The organism is Flavobacterium niveum (assembly GCF_055231775.1).
Genome location: NZ_JBUYSX010000007.1, coordinates 301,403 through 319,597, shown reverse-complemented (window position 1 = coordinate 319,597; position 18,195 = coordinate 301,403). Strand labels below are relative to the sequence as shown.

The following is an 18,195-nucleotide window of genomic DNA, read 5'->3' as shown; positions in this document are numbered from 1 at the left end:
ATTAGTAAAGTGATAAATTTCAAATTACTTATAGTCAAAAGTACCAAAAGTATTTTAATAGCCAAATTAAATTTATGGTATTGTATAAAAAGAAGATACCCCTCCGGGGCTGGAGGGGTATCTGTTAGTATAAAGCGACAGAAATTAGAACAATACTTTTTTCACCTGAACCTGGTTGTCGGCAGTAATTGCTTTAACAATCAGTATCTGGTTAGCAGCAGTAATGCTGTTTATGGCAACTGATTTCTGGTTGAAATCGCCATTGAAGATAAGCTTGCCTGTAATATCAAATACAGTAACCGATTTTATTTCGCTGTTTGATGAATTTACAGTAAGTACGTTATTTTGCTTGTACACTGCAAGGCCGTTAACGTTAGCTACCTGTGCACCTTTATCTTTACCGGCTTTTACCATTTTGCCAGTACCTGTAGTAGTCACATCTTCAGTATTAGAGTTTGCGCTGGTGTTTCCGGCTACAGCCCTAACCCTGTAGTAGTATGTAGTACCGGCAGTAAGGCCGCTTACAACCTGAAGGGTATCGTTTACAGTAAGGTTTTCATAACCTGTAACATATGAAGGAGTTTGGCCAGCATATGGGTGAGCACCAAGGGCTGTAACATCATCCTGGTCAAGTACGTCCCACTCAGTCTCAAGAGTCGGGAAACCAGTAGTTGGGTTAACAGTAACACCGGCGTTTACAGTAGATTTCCTTACAAGGGTTTTGTTTACTGTAGTATAGTCACCAGAACCTGTCCATGCAGTACCAGGGTTTTCACCAATGTTACCAAAGATGTCTACGTTAGCGCTGGTAGATATTTTGAAAAGGGCCACAGCATCGTTACCGTTAAAGTTAATGGCAGCGTTTACAGTAGCAGTACCTGTATATACAGTGGCAAGATTGTTTTTAAGTACAATAACAGTGTCGTTTTCAAGGATACCTGAAAGCTGAACATCGTTTGTAGGAGTTGTAGTACCGTTTGCATAGAACCTTACCCTGTAGTCAGAAAGGTCTATGTCGCTACCTGTACCATTGTATATTTCAAGGTATTTGTTGTTAGATGAACCTTCAGCATATTCAGAGAAGAACAGGTCTGTAGCTTGGGCAAGTACGCCAAATGTAGGCTCCTCGCTTACATCTAACCTGTAGCTTACAGCGCCTTCTACAGGCTCCCAGTTAGCAGTAAAGCTTGTAGTACCTACAGCTGTAGCATCTACAGCAAGAGGGGCAACAACACCCGGAGTAGTGAATATAGCATCTGCACTGTAAGCAGTACCACCGTCGTTTATGGCATAAGCCCTTACATAGTAAGTAGTACCACCTATAAGTTCGTCTATAGAAACAATGTATGCACCTGTACCTGCTGTACCGGCATCAACAAATGATACACCCGGCTGGCCAAATTCTGGAGCCGGAGATGTGCTGTATACTATACCCCTTTCAGAAACTTCAGTACAACCTTCGGCAGTAACATCGGCTTCAACTTCGGCAGTAGATTGGGTAAGGGCTGTAGCAGTAGTTACGGCTACAGTAGCCACAGTGCTAACACCTTCTGCAGTAGCGGCAGCGTTTACAGCAGTAGCACCGCCACCGCTTACGCTGATATTTCCATCGTAACTGGCAACAGCAGTTGGCTCAAAACGCACGTAGATATCGTCGTTGTAAGTACCACCGGCCTGGGCTATAGAAAGTGAAGCGGTGAAAGGGCCTGTAGCGCTTTCAGAGAAAGTATAACCTGCAAGCGGGCCTACTGCAATATTACCGGCAGTAAGGTTGATACCCGATACGCTGAATGAAAGCACGTCGCTAAGCGCGTCGATACAAAGGTCGCCAAAACCTGCAAGAGGGGCAGAGATTGTAAGTGTAGGGTCTGTGTTAACAGCAGTAAGCTGAGAAATCACGTTAGAGTTTGGAGTTGTAGTAACACCGTCTGTAGCCCTAACCCTGTAGTAGTAAGTAGTAGAACCTGTAAGCCCTGTAACAGCAGCAGAAGTACCGGTTACGGCAAGGTCCTGGTAGCCTGCAACGTAGATAGGCGTAAGGCCTCCGTAAGTGTGGCTTCCAAGGTGTGTAACATCATCCTGGTTGAACATATCCCACTCAGTATCAAGTGTAGGGAAACCTGCAGCAGATACCGTAACACCTGCACTAACACTGGCTTTACGTACAAGGGTTTTGTCTACTGTAGTGTTTGTAGTACCTACCCAGGCAGTACCCGGATCTTCGCCTATAGCACCAAAGATATCTACGTTTGCAGCAGTAGATATCTTGTAAAGTGCTACAGCATCGTCACCGTTAAAGTTTACAGCGGCAACTACGGCAGCAGTACCGGTGTAAGCAGTAGCAAGGTTGTTTTTAATTACTACAGTAGCACCATTGGCTATAGAGCCAGAAAGTTGCGTATCTGTAGTAGCAGCGCTGTTTCCGTTAGCATAAAGCCTTACCCTGTAATCAGCAAGGTTTACAGTAGCGCCTGTACCGTTGTAAATTTCAAGGTACTTGTTAGAAGATGAACCTTCTACGTACTCAGAAAAGAACAGGTCTGTAGCAGGAGTAAATGTACCGAAAGTAGATGAGGTACTTACATCAAGCCTGTAACCTGTAGCGCCTGTAGCGGCGTTCCAGTTGGCCTGGAAGCTGTTATGCGTTACGCTTGTAGCAGCAATAGCTACCGGCGTGGCAAGAGATGGTGCAGTATTCCATGAAAGTGAAACATTGTCCAGGGCTATACCATCACGGCTGCCTGAACCACTGATTTCTGTATAGTTCCACCTGATGAATACAGTGCCTGAAGCATTGTCAAGGCCTGAAATGTCGATGTTAGCATAGTTGCTTACGTTACCTTCTGCAAGGGTACCTGAAGCATAAGCACCGGTAGGGATGGCAGTAAAGCCTGAAGTAGCCGATGTAGTAGAAATTTCAAGGTTAAAAGAGTTGCTGCGCGCCTGCTCCCTTACTTTGATAACATCGTAAGAAATTTTAAGACCTGTTTTGCCGGTAGTGTTAGTAATGGCAAGTACGATAGATGAAGGCACGAAAGCACTGCCCGAACCAAGGATACCTATGCGTGAACCGTAGTTGTAGTTGGCTCCCGCAGTAGAAGTGTTTGTGCCAACAGTCATGCTGGCGTCGGCTGTAGAGCCGTTGTACGACACCCATCCGGTAGGGTAAGCAGTACCGCTTGCACCCGGAGTGGTGTCAAAATTTTGTGTGTAAGGTGATGAACCCGGTAGTGATACCTGGCTCCAAACTGCCGGTGCTGCCATAACGCAAGCAACCGAAAAAGCATTAAAAAATGCTTTGCGTAAATTGTTTTTCATAAGTGATAAAAAATGGTTTATAAATCAGTGTGTTACAAATTTATAAGCCGGTGTTATCGGGCGGCCATTTTGTATATTGCATTTAAGTAATGCGCCGCTTATGCTTTTTTTAACAGAAGGGAACGGGATTGTTAAATATGTTAACCGAAGTGCAGGTATGCGTTAATTTAATTGATTTACTGCTTTTTACAGTTACAAAATGAATTATTATGAAATTTTAACGCGAAAAATTTTCGTTACGAAACCTTTTTTTCGTAAATACTGAAAATTTGTTATTATAGGAATTTTCAGGCTGATATGGTTTAACCTGATTACGAGATAAAAATTATAGCTATATCAGCCCGCAATGACTGTTTTCATTATAGGCTGATACAGTTTTAATTTATGGCTTTGGGAATTGTGTACGAATGTTGCGGATGAGCGGTTCCAGGCCATTAAGTTTCAGTTCGTAAACTTGCTTCAGCTGGTCGCCAAGCTTGCCTTTGGGGAACCCTTTGCCGTGGAACCATACCATATAATATTCAGGCAGGTCTATAAGATAACGCCCCTCGTATTTACCGAAGGGCATTTTGGCATGCGCCAGTTCTATAAGTTGCTTTTGCTGGTCAGGACCAAACATCGGTTACCAGTTAAAAGTAATATCCTTCTCAATATCCGGGTGCAGGCTGTGGTATACCGGGCAGGTCATAGCCGAACGTTCTAATATGGTACGCGCCTTTTCATCGGCATCGCTTTTCAGGGTGAAAACGATTTTAATGCCCGATATACGGCGTGGTTCGGCAGCCATAAACTTGGTTACCTCAGCAGTGCTGCCTTCCAGTGCCACACCCATATCGCGTGCTTTAATGCCCATAATGGTAAACATACAGCTTGCCAATGCGTTGGCTACAGTATCGGTAGGTGAAAAGGCTTCGCCCTTACCGTTGTTATCAAGTGGTGCGTCTGAAATAATTTCTGAACCCGATTGCAGGTGTATCGATGAGGTGCGAAGGTCGCCCAGGTAGGTTACTTTAGATGTCATTTTGCGGATGTATTAAATGGTTACAGCCACTAATTTCGCAATTTTACACCAATATGGTGCAGGACTGCAAAATTAATGGCTGCAAATAACATTATTGTGCTTCGGTTACAGTAAGGCCTTCGTTGTACTGCATTATGTACACGCCATAGTTGTAGTTACCGCCGTTTTCGGCTGTATAAATAAATTTGTTCTCTACCTGCTCCGATGCCCTCGCGGTCATTACCTGCTTCAGTTCTTCCGGCTGGAACATACGCTGTATCAGGTCGAATGTTATATCAAAGCCACGCACCGCATACGGCGAAGGGTTTACACCATTCTTTTCGCGATACAGGCGGGCGAATAATGTTTCCTGGTCGTTTGGAGCATCACGGGTTATAGACGGGTACAGCAGTTTTAGTTTTGCCAACTTATCCAGTGCTATTTCGTCATTGTCATACTTCTCATTCTTATCGGGCACGGCAAGCTGTATGCTGTAATCCTTTTGCATTTCGGTAAGCATTTTTATAGCCCCGGTAATGTTGCCCAGCGATTCTGTATCCAGTATCACGTAGTTTTGTTTTCCTTTTACCAATAGCGCCTGTATACCATCGCCGGTTATGGCACCATCCAGTATTTTAAAGTCGGGGTAATTAGATTGTATAAATGTACGCGAGCTTACTTTTTTGGCAGAAACTATAGCCACGACGTTGCCCCCCTTCCCTTTCAGGTAGTTGTACAGTGCGGCACGCATGGTTTCGTCTGAAGGGATAGAGTAATACAGGTTATCGTGCGGGGTACCGGTTTCCTTAGCCAGCGGCGAAATCACCACTGCATTAGGGAACAGCGCCGCAGTACTTTCGGCATTCCCCTGAAAGAATGGGCCTATAATAGCATCGGCACCGGCTACACTGCCTTTAAGCGACACCACATCAGATGTTTTAGGGGTTTCCTTGGCATCCAGTATGCTAACGTTAAGCGGCAGCCCAAGCGTTTTAGCCGAATCTATAGCTACCATGGCACCTGCATAAAAATCAAGTGTCAGGTTCAGGAACTTATCGGTACGCAGTAGCTTGGCTTTTACCGTATCGGTTTCCAGCCTGTACAGGTTAAACGGCAGCAGTAGCGCCAGCTTCTTGGCATCCTGTGTCTTTTTAAGGGTCTTACTAAGGTCAACAACTGCCTTGTTTATTACACCATCTCCCGTTTGTACCGAAGCAGGTACTTTAATAACCATACCTTCCTTTACCCCGTCTTTAAGGGCAGGGTTAAGCCTGATTAGTTCATCATCGGTAAGGCCGGTATCTTTGGTAAGGCTGTACAGGGTTTCTTTGGCCTGTATGGTGTATTCTTTGTATTTTTTATCGGCAGCCGGTTTTGCAGCATCGGCCACGGCAGGCGTTTTAGCCTCCGCAATAACAGAGTTCTTGGCCAGCTTCAGCTTATGGCCCAGCGGCAGGGTATCTTTTACATCGGGGTTCAGTTCTTCCAGTAGTTGTACCGTCATACCATATTTTTTAGCAATACTATATTTGGTATCGCCATCGGCCACGGTATGGTACATATAAGTAGTTTCCTGTTTTTTGGCAATCTGCTTTTCGGCCACTTTAGCCTGTGCAGCCACACCACTACCCTTTACGGGTATTACCAGTTTTTCACCCAGTTTAAGCCCTCCCGTACCACGGGCAGCATTAGCCTTTTCAAGCTCTGCAACCGATACTCCGTACTTTTTGGCAATAGCCGTAAGCGTTTCGCCCTGTGCCACGGTATGCACGGTATTGGTAACCTTTGTAGGCGATTCCTTTACCTGTGTACCCGCCGGAAGTGTTTTGGCTGGGGCATTGGGTATCAGCAGGTAGGTATCCACCTTAACCCCGTTCTTAGCATCGGGGTTAAGGCGGTATATATCATTAGGGGTAACTTTATACTTTTGGCTGATGCTTGTAACCGTTTCGCCCTTCGCTACCTTGTGCTTTTTGTAATCCTGCCCGAAAGCCGATGCGCAAAATATCGAAAATGTAAAGGCGAACGCTAAAATGTACTTCATTATCTCTTGTTTTTTATGGTTGACATAAGACGAAACAAAGGTACATTATGTAACGGCACGTTTGCGAATTTTATTTTCTAATTTTAAGTTAAAGCAGCCTTAGTCTGAAGAGGCTGCCACAGCTGTAGAAGGTTTCGGCTTTTTCTTTTCCTGGTATTGGGCAATCTTGTAGTTTGGTAGCTGTAGTACTGTGTTTTCATGTATTCCGTCTACAGCATCGGGGTTCAGTTCATAGATGTCGCGTGGGGTAATGTGGTGCTTTTTTGCAATCATCATTATAGTTTCGCCCACCGATACGCGATACGATACAATACTGTCCCTGATGGGTTCCTGCGTTCTGTCAATTTCCTGCGCAAACACGCCTGTGGCAAATGGTAATAATAGTAGTGTTAAAAGTGTCTTCTTCATAATCTTCTGCATTTTCAATTCTTGAGGAATGGAAAATTACAAAATAAAAAAGCTGATAATCAAATATTTAACACTAAAAATTTCTTACATACAATACCTACAAACCCCTACATATTCTGGGTATAGTAGTTATAATCCTTTAACACTGTATCTACAAAACCGGTAGAACTGTTGCCTATGGGCTTTATACCCGTAACCGCTGTTATTTTATCCTGGAGCTTATCCATCATTACAAAATCGGCCTGGCGGTAGCTGGCTTCGTAGGTGTCTTTTATAATACGCACGTCGTTATCGCTCAGCTTTATTACCAGTGGGTATACCGGCACATAGTCGCTGCCTATATTACGCAGTATGGTGTGGTCTATAGTTACTTTATTCCTCAGGGTAATAACGGCAGTACCGGCTGCAAGGTCACCCAGGCGGCGGTCTTCCTTATTTACAATCATGGTTATAAGCCCTATAATGCCAAACGGCGGCGATACCTCTACCATGCGGAACACCCAGCGGATAAGGTAATCTGAAAAACCCGCCTGGTAGCCGTCTATCTTTATCACCTTTATCTTCATTATCTTCTTGCCGGGGCTTTGCCCTTCCATAAAAGTCTCAAACAACAGCGAGTATAAAAACGGCGGCAGCCCTATAAGGCTGTATATGGCCCACAGCACCCATTGGTCGGCCCCATCAAGTAAATTTGTAAGCCCCGAGGCATCTATAAGCAGCACTACTATAACTATATAGTATGCCCATATAATGGCTATATCTATTATAGAAGCCACTACCCTGTCTCCCGGGCTGGCCGTGTTAAAATTAATATTAACATTTTGTGTAGTGGTTATGGAAAGTTGTGCCATATTTTTTTCTATTTTTAGCGCTACTATGAGAGAAGTTGCGTTTATAAAACAAAATAAAGAAAAATGGCTCGATTTTGAGCAGGCTATTTTCGGTAAAGTTAAAAAAAATCCCGACGAGCTTGCCAGCCTGTACATACACCTGGTAAACGACCTGGCGTATGCGCAAACCTACTACCCCAAAAGCAAGTCGGTAATATACCTTAACAACCTGGCAGCGCTTACCTACCAGAAGATATACAAAACCAAACGCGAAGACAGCAACCGCCTTGTACAGTACTTTAAAACCGACGTACCCCTTATAGTATACCAAAACCGCCGCTATGTGCTGTATGCCTTTGCGTTGTTTTTCATATTCCTGTTTATAGGTGCTTTCTCTGCTGCGCATGACAGTACGTTTGTACGCCTTATACTGGGCGACCACTACGTAAACATGACACTGGAAAATATAGAAAAAGGCAACCCCGTAGCAGTATACAAACAGGGAGCCGACTGGGCCGGTGCCGTGGCCATTACCATAAACAACCTTAAAGTGGGTATTATGGAATTTATAGCCGGTATTTTTGCCGGTTTCGGTACGGCTTATATACTGATGCAAAACAGTATAATGCTGGGTGCATTCCAGTACTTCTTCTATGAGCAGAATGTATTTTGGGCCAGCGTACGCGGTATATGGATACACGGTGCCATGGAAATCTTCGGGATGGTTATAGAAGCTGCCGCCGGGCTGGTGTTTGGCGCATCTATACTGTTCCCAAAAACACTATCGCGTGTGGAATCGCTTAAAACAGGTTTCCGCAATGCCTTGAAAATATGGTTCAGCACCATACCGTTTACCATAGCGGCAGGCCTGCTGGAAGGTTTTGTAACGCGTTATTCGCCTGATATGCCGCTATCACTTAATATTTTTATAATTTTGTTTACGCTTTCAGTAATTTCGTGGTACTACCTCATTTACCCATTTGTGGTAAACCGCAAAATGAAGAAAGAATTACAAGCCATTTAATACCCTAACTGACCAAGGTGACCCGTTTTTTACTCTACATAGCATTGCTTGGCATTCCGGCAGGCAGTTTTGCACAAAACGACAGCGGTGATGTAACCATTACCACTGAAGACACTTTTGCCCCACCCGAAATCGACACGTTAGTTGCTGACGATTACGATAATGATTATTACGTACAGGAAGCCCCGAAACAAGCTGCCGAAAATGTACCGCCACCGGTATATACACAGCGTAAGTTTAAGGAAGGTTTTAAGGACGAATACAAAAACGACGACGACTTCGACTACAATGAAGAGCCGGAAGCTGAAGGCATACTGAGTAAACTATTCAGGGCTATAGGGCGTTTCTTCGACAGTATATTTGGCGGGGCAAAGCCCGGCAAAGGCACCGCTACGGCACTTGAAATTATATTTAAAATACTGGCATTTGCATTGGTGCTGGTAGCCGTATACTTTATAGTACGCGCCATCCTGAAAAAAGAAGGCATGTGGATATTCGGCCGCTCTGCCAGAAAAATCAAGCCACTGGATGATGAGGAAGCCCAAAACATCCACGAAATGGACTTTAATACCCTGACTGCTAATGCTGCTGCACAAAACGATTACAGGCTGGCCGTACGCTACTACTACCTGTGGCTGCTTAAAAGGCTTTCGGCACGCGGTATCATCGACTGGAACTGGGACAAGACCAATACCGATTACTATTACGAAATTAAGGACAACAACCTTAGGGACGACTTTAAATACCTTTCATACGTGTACGATTACTGCTGGTATGGCGAATTTGAAATAGACAGTGAGGCTTTTTCCAAAGCGGAAAAGGCATTTAAGAAAACCCTAAACTCCCTGTAATATGAAAAAGACGCTGACTATAGCAATACCGGTGGTGGTGGTTTTAATCATTATAATGATTGTTTCGGCTGCAATGTCGCCTAAGGAAATAGACTGGAAAGAGTCATACAAAACATACGATAAAATACCTTTTGGCCTGTACGTGTTTGATAAGGAAAGTAAAAACCTCTTCAGTAAACACGAAATTTCAAAATTCAGTACTTCGCCTTACGAATACCTGGATGCGGAATACGATTACGAAAAAAACCAGTACAACAAAACGGGCTGCTACCTTAAAATAGACTCAGACAATAATATAGATGACGAGTCGGCACGCGAACTGCTGAACTACGCAAGCCACGGCAACACGGTAATGCTGTCTATGACTACATTTCCGGGGGTTATTACCGATACGCTTAAAATACATACCAACAGCGTTAATAAGCTGCCCGATTCGCTACAGCTGTATGTACAGAATAAAAAGATTAATAAATACTTGTACTCACACGGCACACACGGGGTATATTTTGACAGCATCCGCCCCATTAAGGATAGTGTAGCCATACTGGGCTACCAAAAAACAAAAGACACACTGGTGCCTAACTTTATACAGGTAAAGTTCGGGCAGGGACGCATATTACTACATACCGAGCCTGTAGCCTTTACTAACTACTACATGCTTAAAGATAATAACTATAAGTATGTGGAAGAAGTGGCTACTAAAATACCCGTAGGCCAGCTGCTTTGGCAAACCGGTAACAATACCGATGAAGACGACCGCAGCGCGCTAAGCTATTTCCTGAGCCAGCCTGCATTTAAGGCGTTTTTCTGGCTGGGGCTTTTTGCCATATTTATCTTTATATTCTTTAATGCAAAACGTAAGCAGCGTGTAGTACCTATAATACCACCGGTGCCTAATACTACCATAGATTTTACCAAAACCATAGGTAACCTGTACTTCCAGGAGCGTAACCACCATACCATTATAGAGAAAAAGATTATTTACTTCCTGGAGCATGTGCGCACTGAGTACCTTATAGATACCTTTGAGCTAAACGAGGCCTTTATAGAGCGTATGCACCAAAAAACAGGCAAGCCACAGGAAGACATAGAGCGCGTGGTATCGCTCATTAAAAAACACCGCCACAACTTTGCAAGCACCGAAGCTGACGTAATAGCTATAAATAACGCCATTGAAAAATTAAGGTTATGACAGAATTTGACAACATCAACCACGACGAAAACGAAACACAGCCGCAACAACCGGAAAACATAACACCGCCTGCCGCAGAAAGCATAATTCCACCGGCACCGGAAAGTGAATCGATAAGTTTTTATAATAGGATAGACCTTACTGCCCTGCGCAGCGGCATAGACGCCATAAAACACGAAATAAGTTCGGTTATCGTAGGCCAGCACAAGGTGGTAGACCAGATACTGGTAGCCATACTAAGCAACGGCCACGTGCTTATAGAAGGTGTGCCGGGTGTGGCCAAAACCATTACCGCCAAGTTGCTGAGCAAGGCGCTGTCGCTTGATTTCAGCCGTATACAGTTTACACCCGACCTTATGCCGAGCGACATACTGGGTACATCGGTATTCGATTTGGCTAAATCGGAGTTCAACTTTAAGAAGGGGCCTATCTTCTCTAACTTTGTGCTGATAGACGAAATTAACCGCGCCCCTGCCAAAACCCAGGCTGCCCTATTTGAGGTTATGGAAGAGCGTCAGATAACCGTAGAAGGCGAAACGCATGCCATGCAGCCGCCGTTCCTTGTTATTGCCACACAAAACCCTGTGGAGCAGGAAGGTACTTACCGCCTGCCGGAAGCACAGCTGGACAGGTTTTTGTTTAAGGTAACCATAAGCTACCCAAGCCTTAGCGAGGAAATAGTAATACTACAGCGCGAAAATGCCCTTAAAGGCACAGACAAGCTGCAAAACGTACGCAAGGTGCTTACCCAGCAGGATATACTGAATTTCCAGGAGGTGGTAAAACAGATAACTGTAGAGCCGCAACTTATAGAATATATAGCCAAGATAGTGGGCAACACCCGCGAAAATGCATTCCTGTACCTGGGGGCATCACCAAGGGCATCTATTGCCATACTGAATGCTGCCAAAGGCTACGCCGCACTAAGGGGCCGCGACTTTGTAACGCCTGATGACGTGAAGGATGCCGCCATACCGGTACTAAGGCACCGCGTAGTAGTAGCGCCAGAGCGTGAAATGGAGGGCCTTACCAGCGAACAGATTATTAAACAGATTGTAGACACCGTAGAAATACCCCGCTAATGAAGCAGCTTATAAAGTGGCTTAAAAGCATATACATTAACAACTTTGCCTTTTACCTGTTTATGGGTATACTGGTACTGTTCCTTGTATCCCAATTTTTCCCGTCGCTTTTTAATGTTGCCTGGCTTATTACGTACTTTTTCTTCGGTTTCCTGCTACTGGATTTTTTGCTCATATTTATAAGCAACCACACCTTTGAGGCAAGCCGTGTTACCCCGGAGAAATTCAGTAACGGCGACGATAACCCGGTAACCATAAACATAGAAAACGGCTACAGCTTCCCGGTAAGGGTAAAGGTGATAGACGAGCTTCCGTTCCAGTTCCAGGAGCGCGACTTTAAGCTGCACCGCACCGTAGCCGCAGGCCGCAGTACGGCGTTCGGGTTTTACCTGCGCCCTACCCAGCGTGGCGAATACCATTTTGGCAAGCTGAACATTTACGTATCAAGCCCGCTTAGGCTGGTGGCACGCCGTTATATTTTTGGCGAAGGTGCCATGGTACCCACCTACCCCAGCTACCTGCAGCTGCGCAAGTACAGCCTTATGGCCTTTAGCAACAACCTGTTTGAATACGGTATTAAAAAGATACGCAGGCTGGGCCATACCATGGAGTTTGAGCAGATAAAAGAGTATGTTTCGGGAGACGATATCCGTACCATAAACTGGAAAGCCACAGCCAAGAAAAACCAGCTGATGGTAAACCAGTACCAGGACGAACGTTCGCAAAGCGTGTACATGGTGATAGACAAAGGCCGCGTAATGAAAATGCCTTTTAACGGGCTCAGCCTGCTGGACTATGCCATAAACAGCACACTGGTACTAAGCAATGTTATTACGCGCAAACAGGACAAAGCCGGTATGCTTACCTTCAGCAAAAAAGTGGAAAATTTTGTACCTGCCGACAGGCGCACAGGCCAGATGCAGAAAATACAGGAAAACCTGTACAATGTAAACACCAACTTTTTTGAAAGTGACTTCGGCAGGCTGTATGCCGAGATAAAAAAGAACATTACCCAGCGCAGCCTTATAGTTTTATACACTAACTTTGAAACACTCGATGGGCTTAAAAGGCAACTCCCTTACCTTAAAGGCATTGCACAAAACCACCTTTTGGTAGTAGTGTTTTTTGAGAACGTGGAACTGGAAAAACTCATCTACAAAAGGGCAGGCAACATACGCGAGGTATACGACCAGGTCATCGCCGAAAAGTTTGCTTTCGAAAAGCGCCTTATTGTAAACGAGCTGCGTAAGTACGGTATCTATTCGGTACTTACCAAGCCGGAAAACCTTACCATAGACAGCATTAACAAATACCTTGAAATAAAGGCAAGGGGTATACTATAAAACATTCACCATGAAAAAGTTAGGCACGGTAACCATAGACCGCATTAACATACTGCTGATGCTTGTGGCGCTAGTACCTGCTTTCTTGTGGCCGTTCCAAACGTTTTTATTTGTGTACGCCTTTTTGGGGCCGCTGCATTACCTCACCGAGATTAACTGGCTGCACCAAAAAGGATATTTCACCACGGCCAAGTACGACTATATTTTTATAGTGGCCGGTTGCCTGCTTATAAGTGCCTTATTGCTCTTCCAGCTGCCACTGAAGGAATACACGTCAATTATTACCTGTAGCATATTTGCTTCGGCACTGGGGTTTGTATTGTTTAAAACTGCCAAAGCCAAAGCGCTGTTTACACTGGGTGCCACGGTTGTGGGGGCGGTACTTTTCCTGCTGTTTCCTGTATATTTCCGTATGGCGTTTTCCATACTTATGCCCACGCTGGTACACGTATTCATCTTTACAGGCATGTTTATACTGGTAGGTGCATTAAAGTCGGGCAGCAAAACCGGCCTGGCGTCGATTATTGTATTTACAAGCTGTGCGATTATAGCGCTTGTAGCAGGTACGCAGTTTAATATAGAAACCATAACCCGGCAAATACACCACAGCTATATGGGTTTCTTCCGGATGAATGAGGTACTGCTGTCGCTGTACAATGCCTTCGACCCAAATACACTTACCACTTCGCAGTTTCCCGAGGGGTATAAACCTATGGAATTGCCCATTTACTTTTCAGATGCCGGTATACGCGCCATGCGTTTTATCGCCTTTGCCTATACGTATCACTACCTTAACTGGTTCAGCAAAACATCGGTAATACAGTGGCACAATACCAAAACCATAAACCTTGTAGCCATAATGGTTATCTGGGCTGCATCGGTAGTACTGTACATTATAGATTACAATGTAGGCCTTAAATGGCTGTTTGCACTGAGCCTTGGCCACGTACTGTTGGAATTTCCGCTAAACCACCGCAGTTTTATTGAGGTAAAACAACGGTTAGTTGCTAAATTTTCGGATACATGAAGAAGGCATTGTTTATAGCTTTGTTTGCTATGGTTTGTTCTTGCAAAGAGGAATCCACTAAAGTTACTGTTTCAAAAAAAGATGTCATTTCACAAAAGCCCGAAGATGGTCCGGGGATTGACGAATTTGTAAAACAATTTAGTTGTAGGAGGCAGCAAATTATACAGCAATTGAAAACACTCAGCCCAAAACAGGCTGACAGTCTCTACGAAACATACCTCTCGGAGAATAAAAAACTATTAGTAGACGAAACCAAAAAAGAGACTCCCTTCTTAAAAAAGCATTATTACTCATTTATAACTACCGGCGTAGATTCAATATCCCGGCAAAAAATGAAAATTTTGGACAGGGTACATCTTGAAATTATCTAGCGTTATATGGATCAATTACTTATTAAAGAATATCCTTCTTTTTACAAGGACATATTTAATGATTATGTTACTGATGATTACAAGGCATACATTAATTTAAAAGCAGAAACGTCAGGAAAATAGAATCTTTCTGGATTTATGATGATAAAATAAGGGCTCCGTGGAAAGAAATTGGAACAAATGTAATTGCTTGGGAAAAGTGAACCTCGTGGTAAAAAATAAAAGCTTTTACGAGAAATTTTCACCACAACGGTCACAAAGTTTTTTCACAAGGTTCGCAAGGTAAAGTGAATTATGTTTGAGAGTTCACCAAGGCTTTCCTTCGGAAAGCTAAAGAGTTCACAAAATAATATATCCAGACGATAGGTCTCTTGTAAGTCATAAAAAAATCCGGAACTGTATGGTTCCGGATTTTTTTGTGGGTTATAAAGTACCTAATTATTATAAATCCGTGTCACTTTATCTATACCGTCTATCTTCTTTATGTTGTCTATCAGCTTTTTAAGGATGGTGTTGTTATGGACCACTACGGTAACCTGTCCGTTAAATACACCCGCGTTTCCACTAAGCGAAATGCTTTGTATGTTTACGTGCATGTTGTTGCTAATCACCTTAGTAAGCTCATTGGTAAGGCCCAGGCTGTCCATACCTGTAATTTTAAGGGTAGCCTTAAATTCTTCCTGGCTGCTGTCTATCCACTTCGCCGGGATAATACGGTAAGCGTAGTTGCTTTGTAGCCTTATGGCGTTAGGGCAATCGCGTTTGTGTACCTTAATTCCCTCGTTTATAGTTACAAACCCAAATACATCATCACCCGGTATGGGGTTACAGCAGTTGGCCAATTTATAATCCAGCTTATCATCGTTTTTGCCGAATACCAGCAGGTCGTAGTTTTTGCTCAGTTCTTCACGCTGAATCTGTTCGGGTGCTACTGTTGGCGACTTGCGTATTTTGCCCTTAAAGAAGTTCATAAACGTATTGCTCTTCAGGGCGGCGAAGTCCTTTAGCTGCTGGTTGTCTATGCTGCCAATACCCACCCTGAAAAACAGGTCGAGGCTGGTTTTTAGCTTAAAGTAGGTTACCAGTTCATTTACCGTAGCCTCATTCAGCGTTATTTTCAGGTGCCTCATTTTTCGGGTAAGCAGTTCCTTACCGTCTTCGGCTATACGCTTGGTATCTTCGTTCAGTACGTTTTTAATCTTGTTCTTCGCACGCGCAGTGGTAACATAATCCAGCCAGTGCGAGTTAGGCTTCTGGTTTTGCGAAGTAATCACTTCCACCTGGTCGCCACTGTTCAGTACGTGGTTTAGCGGAACCAATTTACCGTTTACGCGCGTACCACGGGTGCGTATACCCACCTCTGAGTGTATGCTAAAGGCAAAATCCAGCGAAGTGGCTCCCTTAGGAAGCGACTTGATTTCACCCTTGGGTGTAAACACATAGATTTCCTTGGCGTAAAGGTTCAGTTTAAAATCCTCCACAAAATCCACTGCATTGCCCGATGAGTTTTCCAGTGCTTCTTTCAGCAGGTTCAGCCAGGTTTCCAGCCCGTGTTCTTCAGTAGTAGAACCCTGTTTGTACTTATAGTGGGCAGCGTAACCTTTTTCGGCCACTTCATCCATGCGTTCGCTGCGTACCTGTATTTCTACCCAACGTCCTTTCGGGCCCATAACGGTAATGTGCAACGCCTCATAACCGGTACTTTTTGGCGATGAAATCCAGTCGCGCAGCCTGCTTGGGCTTGGGCGGTAGTGGTCGGTAACTATGGAATATATTTTCCAGGCGAGGAATTTCTCGTCGTGCTGGTTCGATTTGTATATGATACGCAAGGCAAATTTATCGTACACCTCGTCAAACGTTACCCCTTGTGCCAGCATCTTGCGGCGGATGGAGTACACCGACTTTGGCCTGCCCTTAATGGTATATTCTATACCCTCGGTGTCCAGTGATTTTTTAAGTACATCACTAATCGATTTTATGTAAGCATCCTGTTCCTCCTTACTTTCCTTCATTTTGCTTACAATGTCGTTGTATACAGAAGGTTCGGTGTATTTCAGGCCAAGGTCTTCCAACTGGCTTTTTATGTTGTACAAGCCCAGGCGGTGTGCTAATGGTGCGTATATGTATAGCGTTTCGCTGGCTATTTTTGCCTGCTTGTAGTCGGCCATGCTGTCCATGGTTTGCATGTTGTGCAGGCGGTCGGCCAGTTTTATCAGTATTACCCTCACGTCGTCGTTAAGGGTAAGCAACATCTTACGGAAGTTCTCTGCCTGAAGCGACATTTCCTGGTCGGTCTTTACCTGGGCTATTTTGGTAAGGCCTTCTACAATTTGCGCGATTTTCGGGTTGAACATGTTCTTGATGTCCTCCACTGTCACATCGGTATCTTCTACAACATCGTGCATCAGCGCTGCGGCAATCGAAGTAGCCCCAAGTCCGATTTCCGACGCAACAATCTTCGCCACGGCAATAGGGTGGAAGATGTATGCCTCACCCGATTTGCGGCGCTGGTCCTTGTGCGCATCTACAGCCACATCAAATGCCTTGCGGATCAGTTTCTTATCATCCTCGCTAAGCGTTTGGTAACTTATGCGCAAAAGTTCCTTATATTCTTTGGCTATTGCCTTGTTTTCCTGTTCTATATCAATCTCAGTCATATTGCTCGTCATCTGCATTAAATATACGGTTTTCCAGCATTAAAAGCAAGTCGATTTGTGGATTCGTTTATTTGTTTATTTGAAGATTATGCGGTGATTTGTTTATAAGGCCTGTAATGGCTTATAAATATCTATTGATGTGTACGAGTGAAGCTGCACCCCTCTCTTTTGGAGAGGGGCTGGGGGTGAGGCCAAAAAACGAGGCCCCACAATACGCGGGGCCTCGTTGCTGCAGGCACTGAGAAAAAACTAAAAAAACAAACAATTATATTAATCCGCCCGCTACCCTGATTACCTCACCGGTAACCCAGGCTGCGTCGTCGCTTGCCAAAAACGTAACGGCACGGGCTATATCGTCTGGCTGGCCCACACGGCCCAGTGGTGTTAAGGCAACAATACTTTTTTCAAAATCGCTGCCCGAAAAACCTGAAGACTGTGTGCCTTCGGTCTCTGTAAGGCCGGGTGCTATAACATTCACGCGGATATTTTTAGGGGCAAGTTCTTTTGCCAATGCTTTTGAAACGGTATCAAGCGCACCCTTTGTAGCCGAATATACTGTAGAACCCGCAGGAGGGTTAGAACCCACCACCGAACTGATGTTGATGATGCTGCCGCCCGCTTCTGGGAAGTGTTTCAGCGCATGTTGCGATGTTAATATAGGCCCGTAAACATTGGTGGTAAACTGGCGGTCGTAATCTTCGCGGGTAATTTCATCAAGGTTGCTCCAGGCGTAGATACCGGCATTGTTTACCAGTATGTCTACACGGCCAAAGGCTTTTACGGTTTGGTCAAACAGCTGTTGTACATCGGCTTCGTTACTTACGCTGCCTTGTACGGCTATGGCGCGGCCACCATCGGCTGCTATCTGGGCTACGGCTTTATCGGCTCCGGCCTTATCTCCGGCATAGTTTACGGTTACTGCTGCACCGGCTGCTGCCAGGCTCTTTGCTATCCCGGCACCTATTCCTTTGCTGGCACCTGTTACTATGGCTACTTTACCTTCTAATTTAAAACTCATGATTTAAAATTAATTTATTTAAATATATCT

Annotated in this window: 15 protein-coding genes; 7 read left to right on the top strand and 8 right to left on the bottom strand. The window is 44.5% G+C overall.

What is annotated here, in order from left to right:
• Positions 1 to 144 precede the first annotated feature (144 nt).
• The 6 genes from ACZIX4_RS18025 to ACZIX4_RS18000 all read right to left on the bottom strand — a co-directional run bounded on the left by ACZIX4_RS18025 (position 145) and on the right by ACZIX4_RS18000 (position 7,621).
• Positions 145 to 3,318, bottom strand: a complete 3,174-nt coding sequence (locus ACZIX4_RS18025) for a lamin tail domain-containing protein (RefSeq protein WP_463337039.1) — start codon at positions 3,316 to 3,318, stop codon at positions 145 to 147.
• Positions 3,319 to 3,700: 382 nt separating this feature from the next.
• On the bottom strand, positions 3,701 to 3,937 hold the full coding sequence (locus ACZIX4_RS18020; protein ID WP_463337038.1) for a DUF3820 family protein: 237 nt from the start codon (positions 3,935 to 3,937) through the stop codon (positions 3,701 to 3,703).
• A gap of 3 nt (positions 3,938 to 3,940) precedes the next feature.
• Positions 3,941 to 4,339, bottom strand: a complete 399-nt coding sequence (locus tag ACZIX4_RS18015) for an OsmC family protein (protein WP_463337037.1) — start codon at positions 4,337 to 4,339, stop codon at positions 3,941 to 3,943.
• 91 nt (positions 4,340 to 4,430) lie between these two features.
• Complete coding sequence (locus tag ACZIX4_RS18010) at positions 4,431 to 6,362, bottom strand: muramidase family protein (protein ID WP_463337036.1); 1,932 nt, start codon at positions 6,360 to 6,362, stop codon at positions 4,431 to 4,433.
• Between the two features lie 99 nt (positions 6,363 to 6,461).
• Positions 6,462 to 6,770 carry a LysM peptidoglycan-binding domain-containing protein gene (locus ACZIX4_RS18005; RefSeq protein WP_463337035.1) on the bottom strand — a complete coding sequence of 103 codons (309 nt, stop codon included), beginning with the start codon at positions 6,768 to 6,770 and terminating at the stop codon, positions 6,462 to 6,464.
• A 107-nt stretch (positions 6,771 to 6,877) separates the two neighbouring features.
• Positions 6,878 to 7,621, bottom strand: coding sequence for an RDD family protein (locus ACZIX4_RS18000; RefSeq protein WP_463337034.1), 744 nt, complete (start codon positions 7,619 to 7,621; stop codon positions 6,878 to 6,880).
• A 25-nt stretch (positions 7,622 to 7,646) separates the two neighbouring features.
• On the opposite strand from ACZIX4_RS18000, the gene ACZIX4_RS17995 reads away from it, so the two are divergent.
• Genes ACZIX4_RS17995 through ACZIX4_RS17965 form a run of 7 tightly spaced genes read left to right on the top strand, consistent with a single transcriptional unit; the run spans position 7,647 to position 14,490 of the window.
• Positions 7,647 to 8,624 (top strand): stage II sporulation protein M, encoded by a 978-nt coding sequence (locus tag ACZIX4_RS17995; RefSeq protein ID WP_463337033.1) that lies wholly within the window; start codon positions 7,647 to 7,649, stop codon positions 8,622 to 8,624.
• A gap of 17 nt (positions 8,625 to 8,641) precedes the next feature.
• Positions 8,642 to 9,475, top strand: a complete 834-nt coding sequence (locus tag ACZIX4_RS17990) for a hypothetical protein (RefSeq protein ID WP_463337032.1) — start codon at positions 8,642 to 8,644, stop codon at positions 9,473 to 9,475.
• Between the two features lies 1 nt (position 9,476).
• Positions 9,477 to 10,667, top strand: coding sequence for a DUF4350 domain-containing protein (locus ACZIX4_RS17985; protein ID WP_463337031.1), 1,191 nt, complete (start codon positions 9,477 to 9,479; stop codon positions 10,665 to 10,667).
• Positions 10,664 to 11,749, top strand: coding sequence for an AAA family ATPase (locus tag ACZIX4_RS17980; RefSeq protein WP_463337030.1), 1,086 nt, complete (start codon positions 10,664 to 10,666; stop codon positions 11,747 to 11,749). Before ACZIX4_RS17985 ends, ACZIX4_RS17980 begins: the two co-directional genes overlap by 4 nt.
• Positions 11,749 to 13,092 carry a DUF58 domain-containing protein gene (locus ACZIX4_RS17975; protein WP_463337029.1) on the top strand — a complete coding sequence of 448 codons (1,344 nt, stop codon included), beginning with the start codon at positions 11,749 to 11,751 and terminating at the stop codon, positions 13,090 to 13,092. The genes ACZIX4_RS17980 and ACZIX4_RS17975 overlap by 1 nt, the downstream gene beginning before the upstream one ends.
• Positions 13,093 to 13,102: 10 nt before the next feature.
• Positions 13,103 to 14,119: a hypothetical protein gene (locus ACZIX4_RS17970; RefSeq protein ID WP_463337028.1), complete on the top strand. Its 1,017-nt coding sequence runs from the start codon at positions 13,103 to 13,105 to the stop codon at positions 14,117 to 14,119.
• Positions 14,116 to 14,490 (top strand): hypothetical protein, encoded by a 375-nt coding sequence (locus ACZIX4_RS17965; RefSeq protein WP_463337027.1) that lies wholly within the window; start codon positions 14,116 to 14,118, stop codon positions 14,488 to 14,490. The genes ACZIX4_RS17970 and ACZIX4_RS17965 overlap by 4 nt, the downstream gene beginning before the upstream one ends.
• A 434-nt stretch (positions 14,491 to 14,924) precedes the next feature.
• Here the strand turns inward: ACZIX4_RS17965 and ACZIX4_RS17960 are convergent, their stop codons facing one another.
• Both ACZIX4_RS17960 and ACZIX4_RS17955 read right to left on the bottom strand, forming a co-directional pair.
• Entirely contained in the window at positions 14,925 to 17,147 is a 2,223-nt protein-coding gene (locus tag ACZIX4_RS17960; RefSeq protein WP_463337107.1) for a RelA/SpoT family protein, read from the bottom strand.
• Between the two features lie 265 nt (positions 17,148 to 17,412).
• Positions 17,413 to 18,165 (bottom strand): SDR family NAD(P)-dependent oxidoreductase, encoded by a 753-nt coding sequence (locus ACZIX4_RS17955; protein WP_463337026.1) that lies wholly within the window; start codon positions 18,163 to 18,165, stop codon positions 17,413 to 17,415.
• Between the last annotated feature and the right edge of the window lie 30 nt (positions 18,166 to 18,195).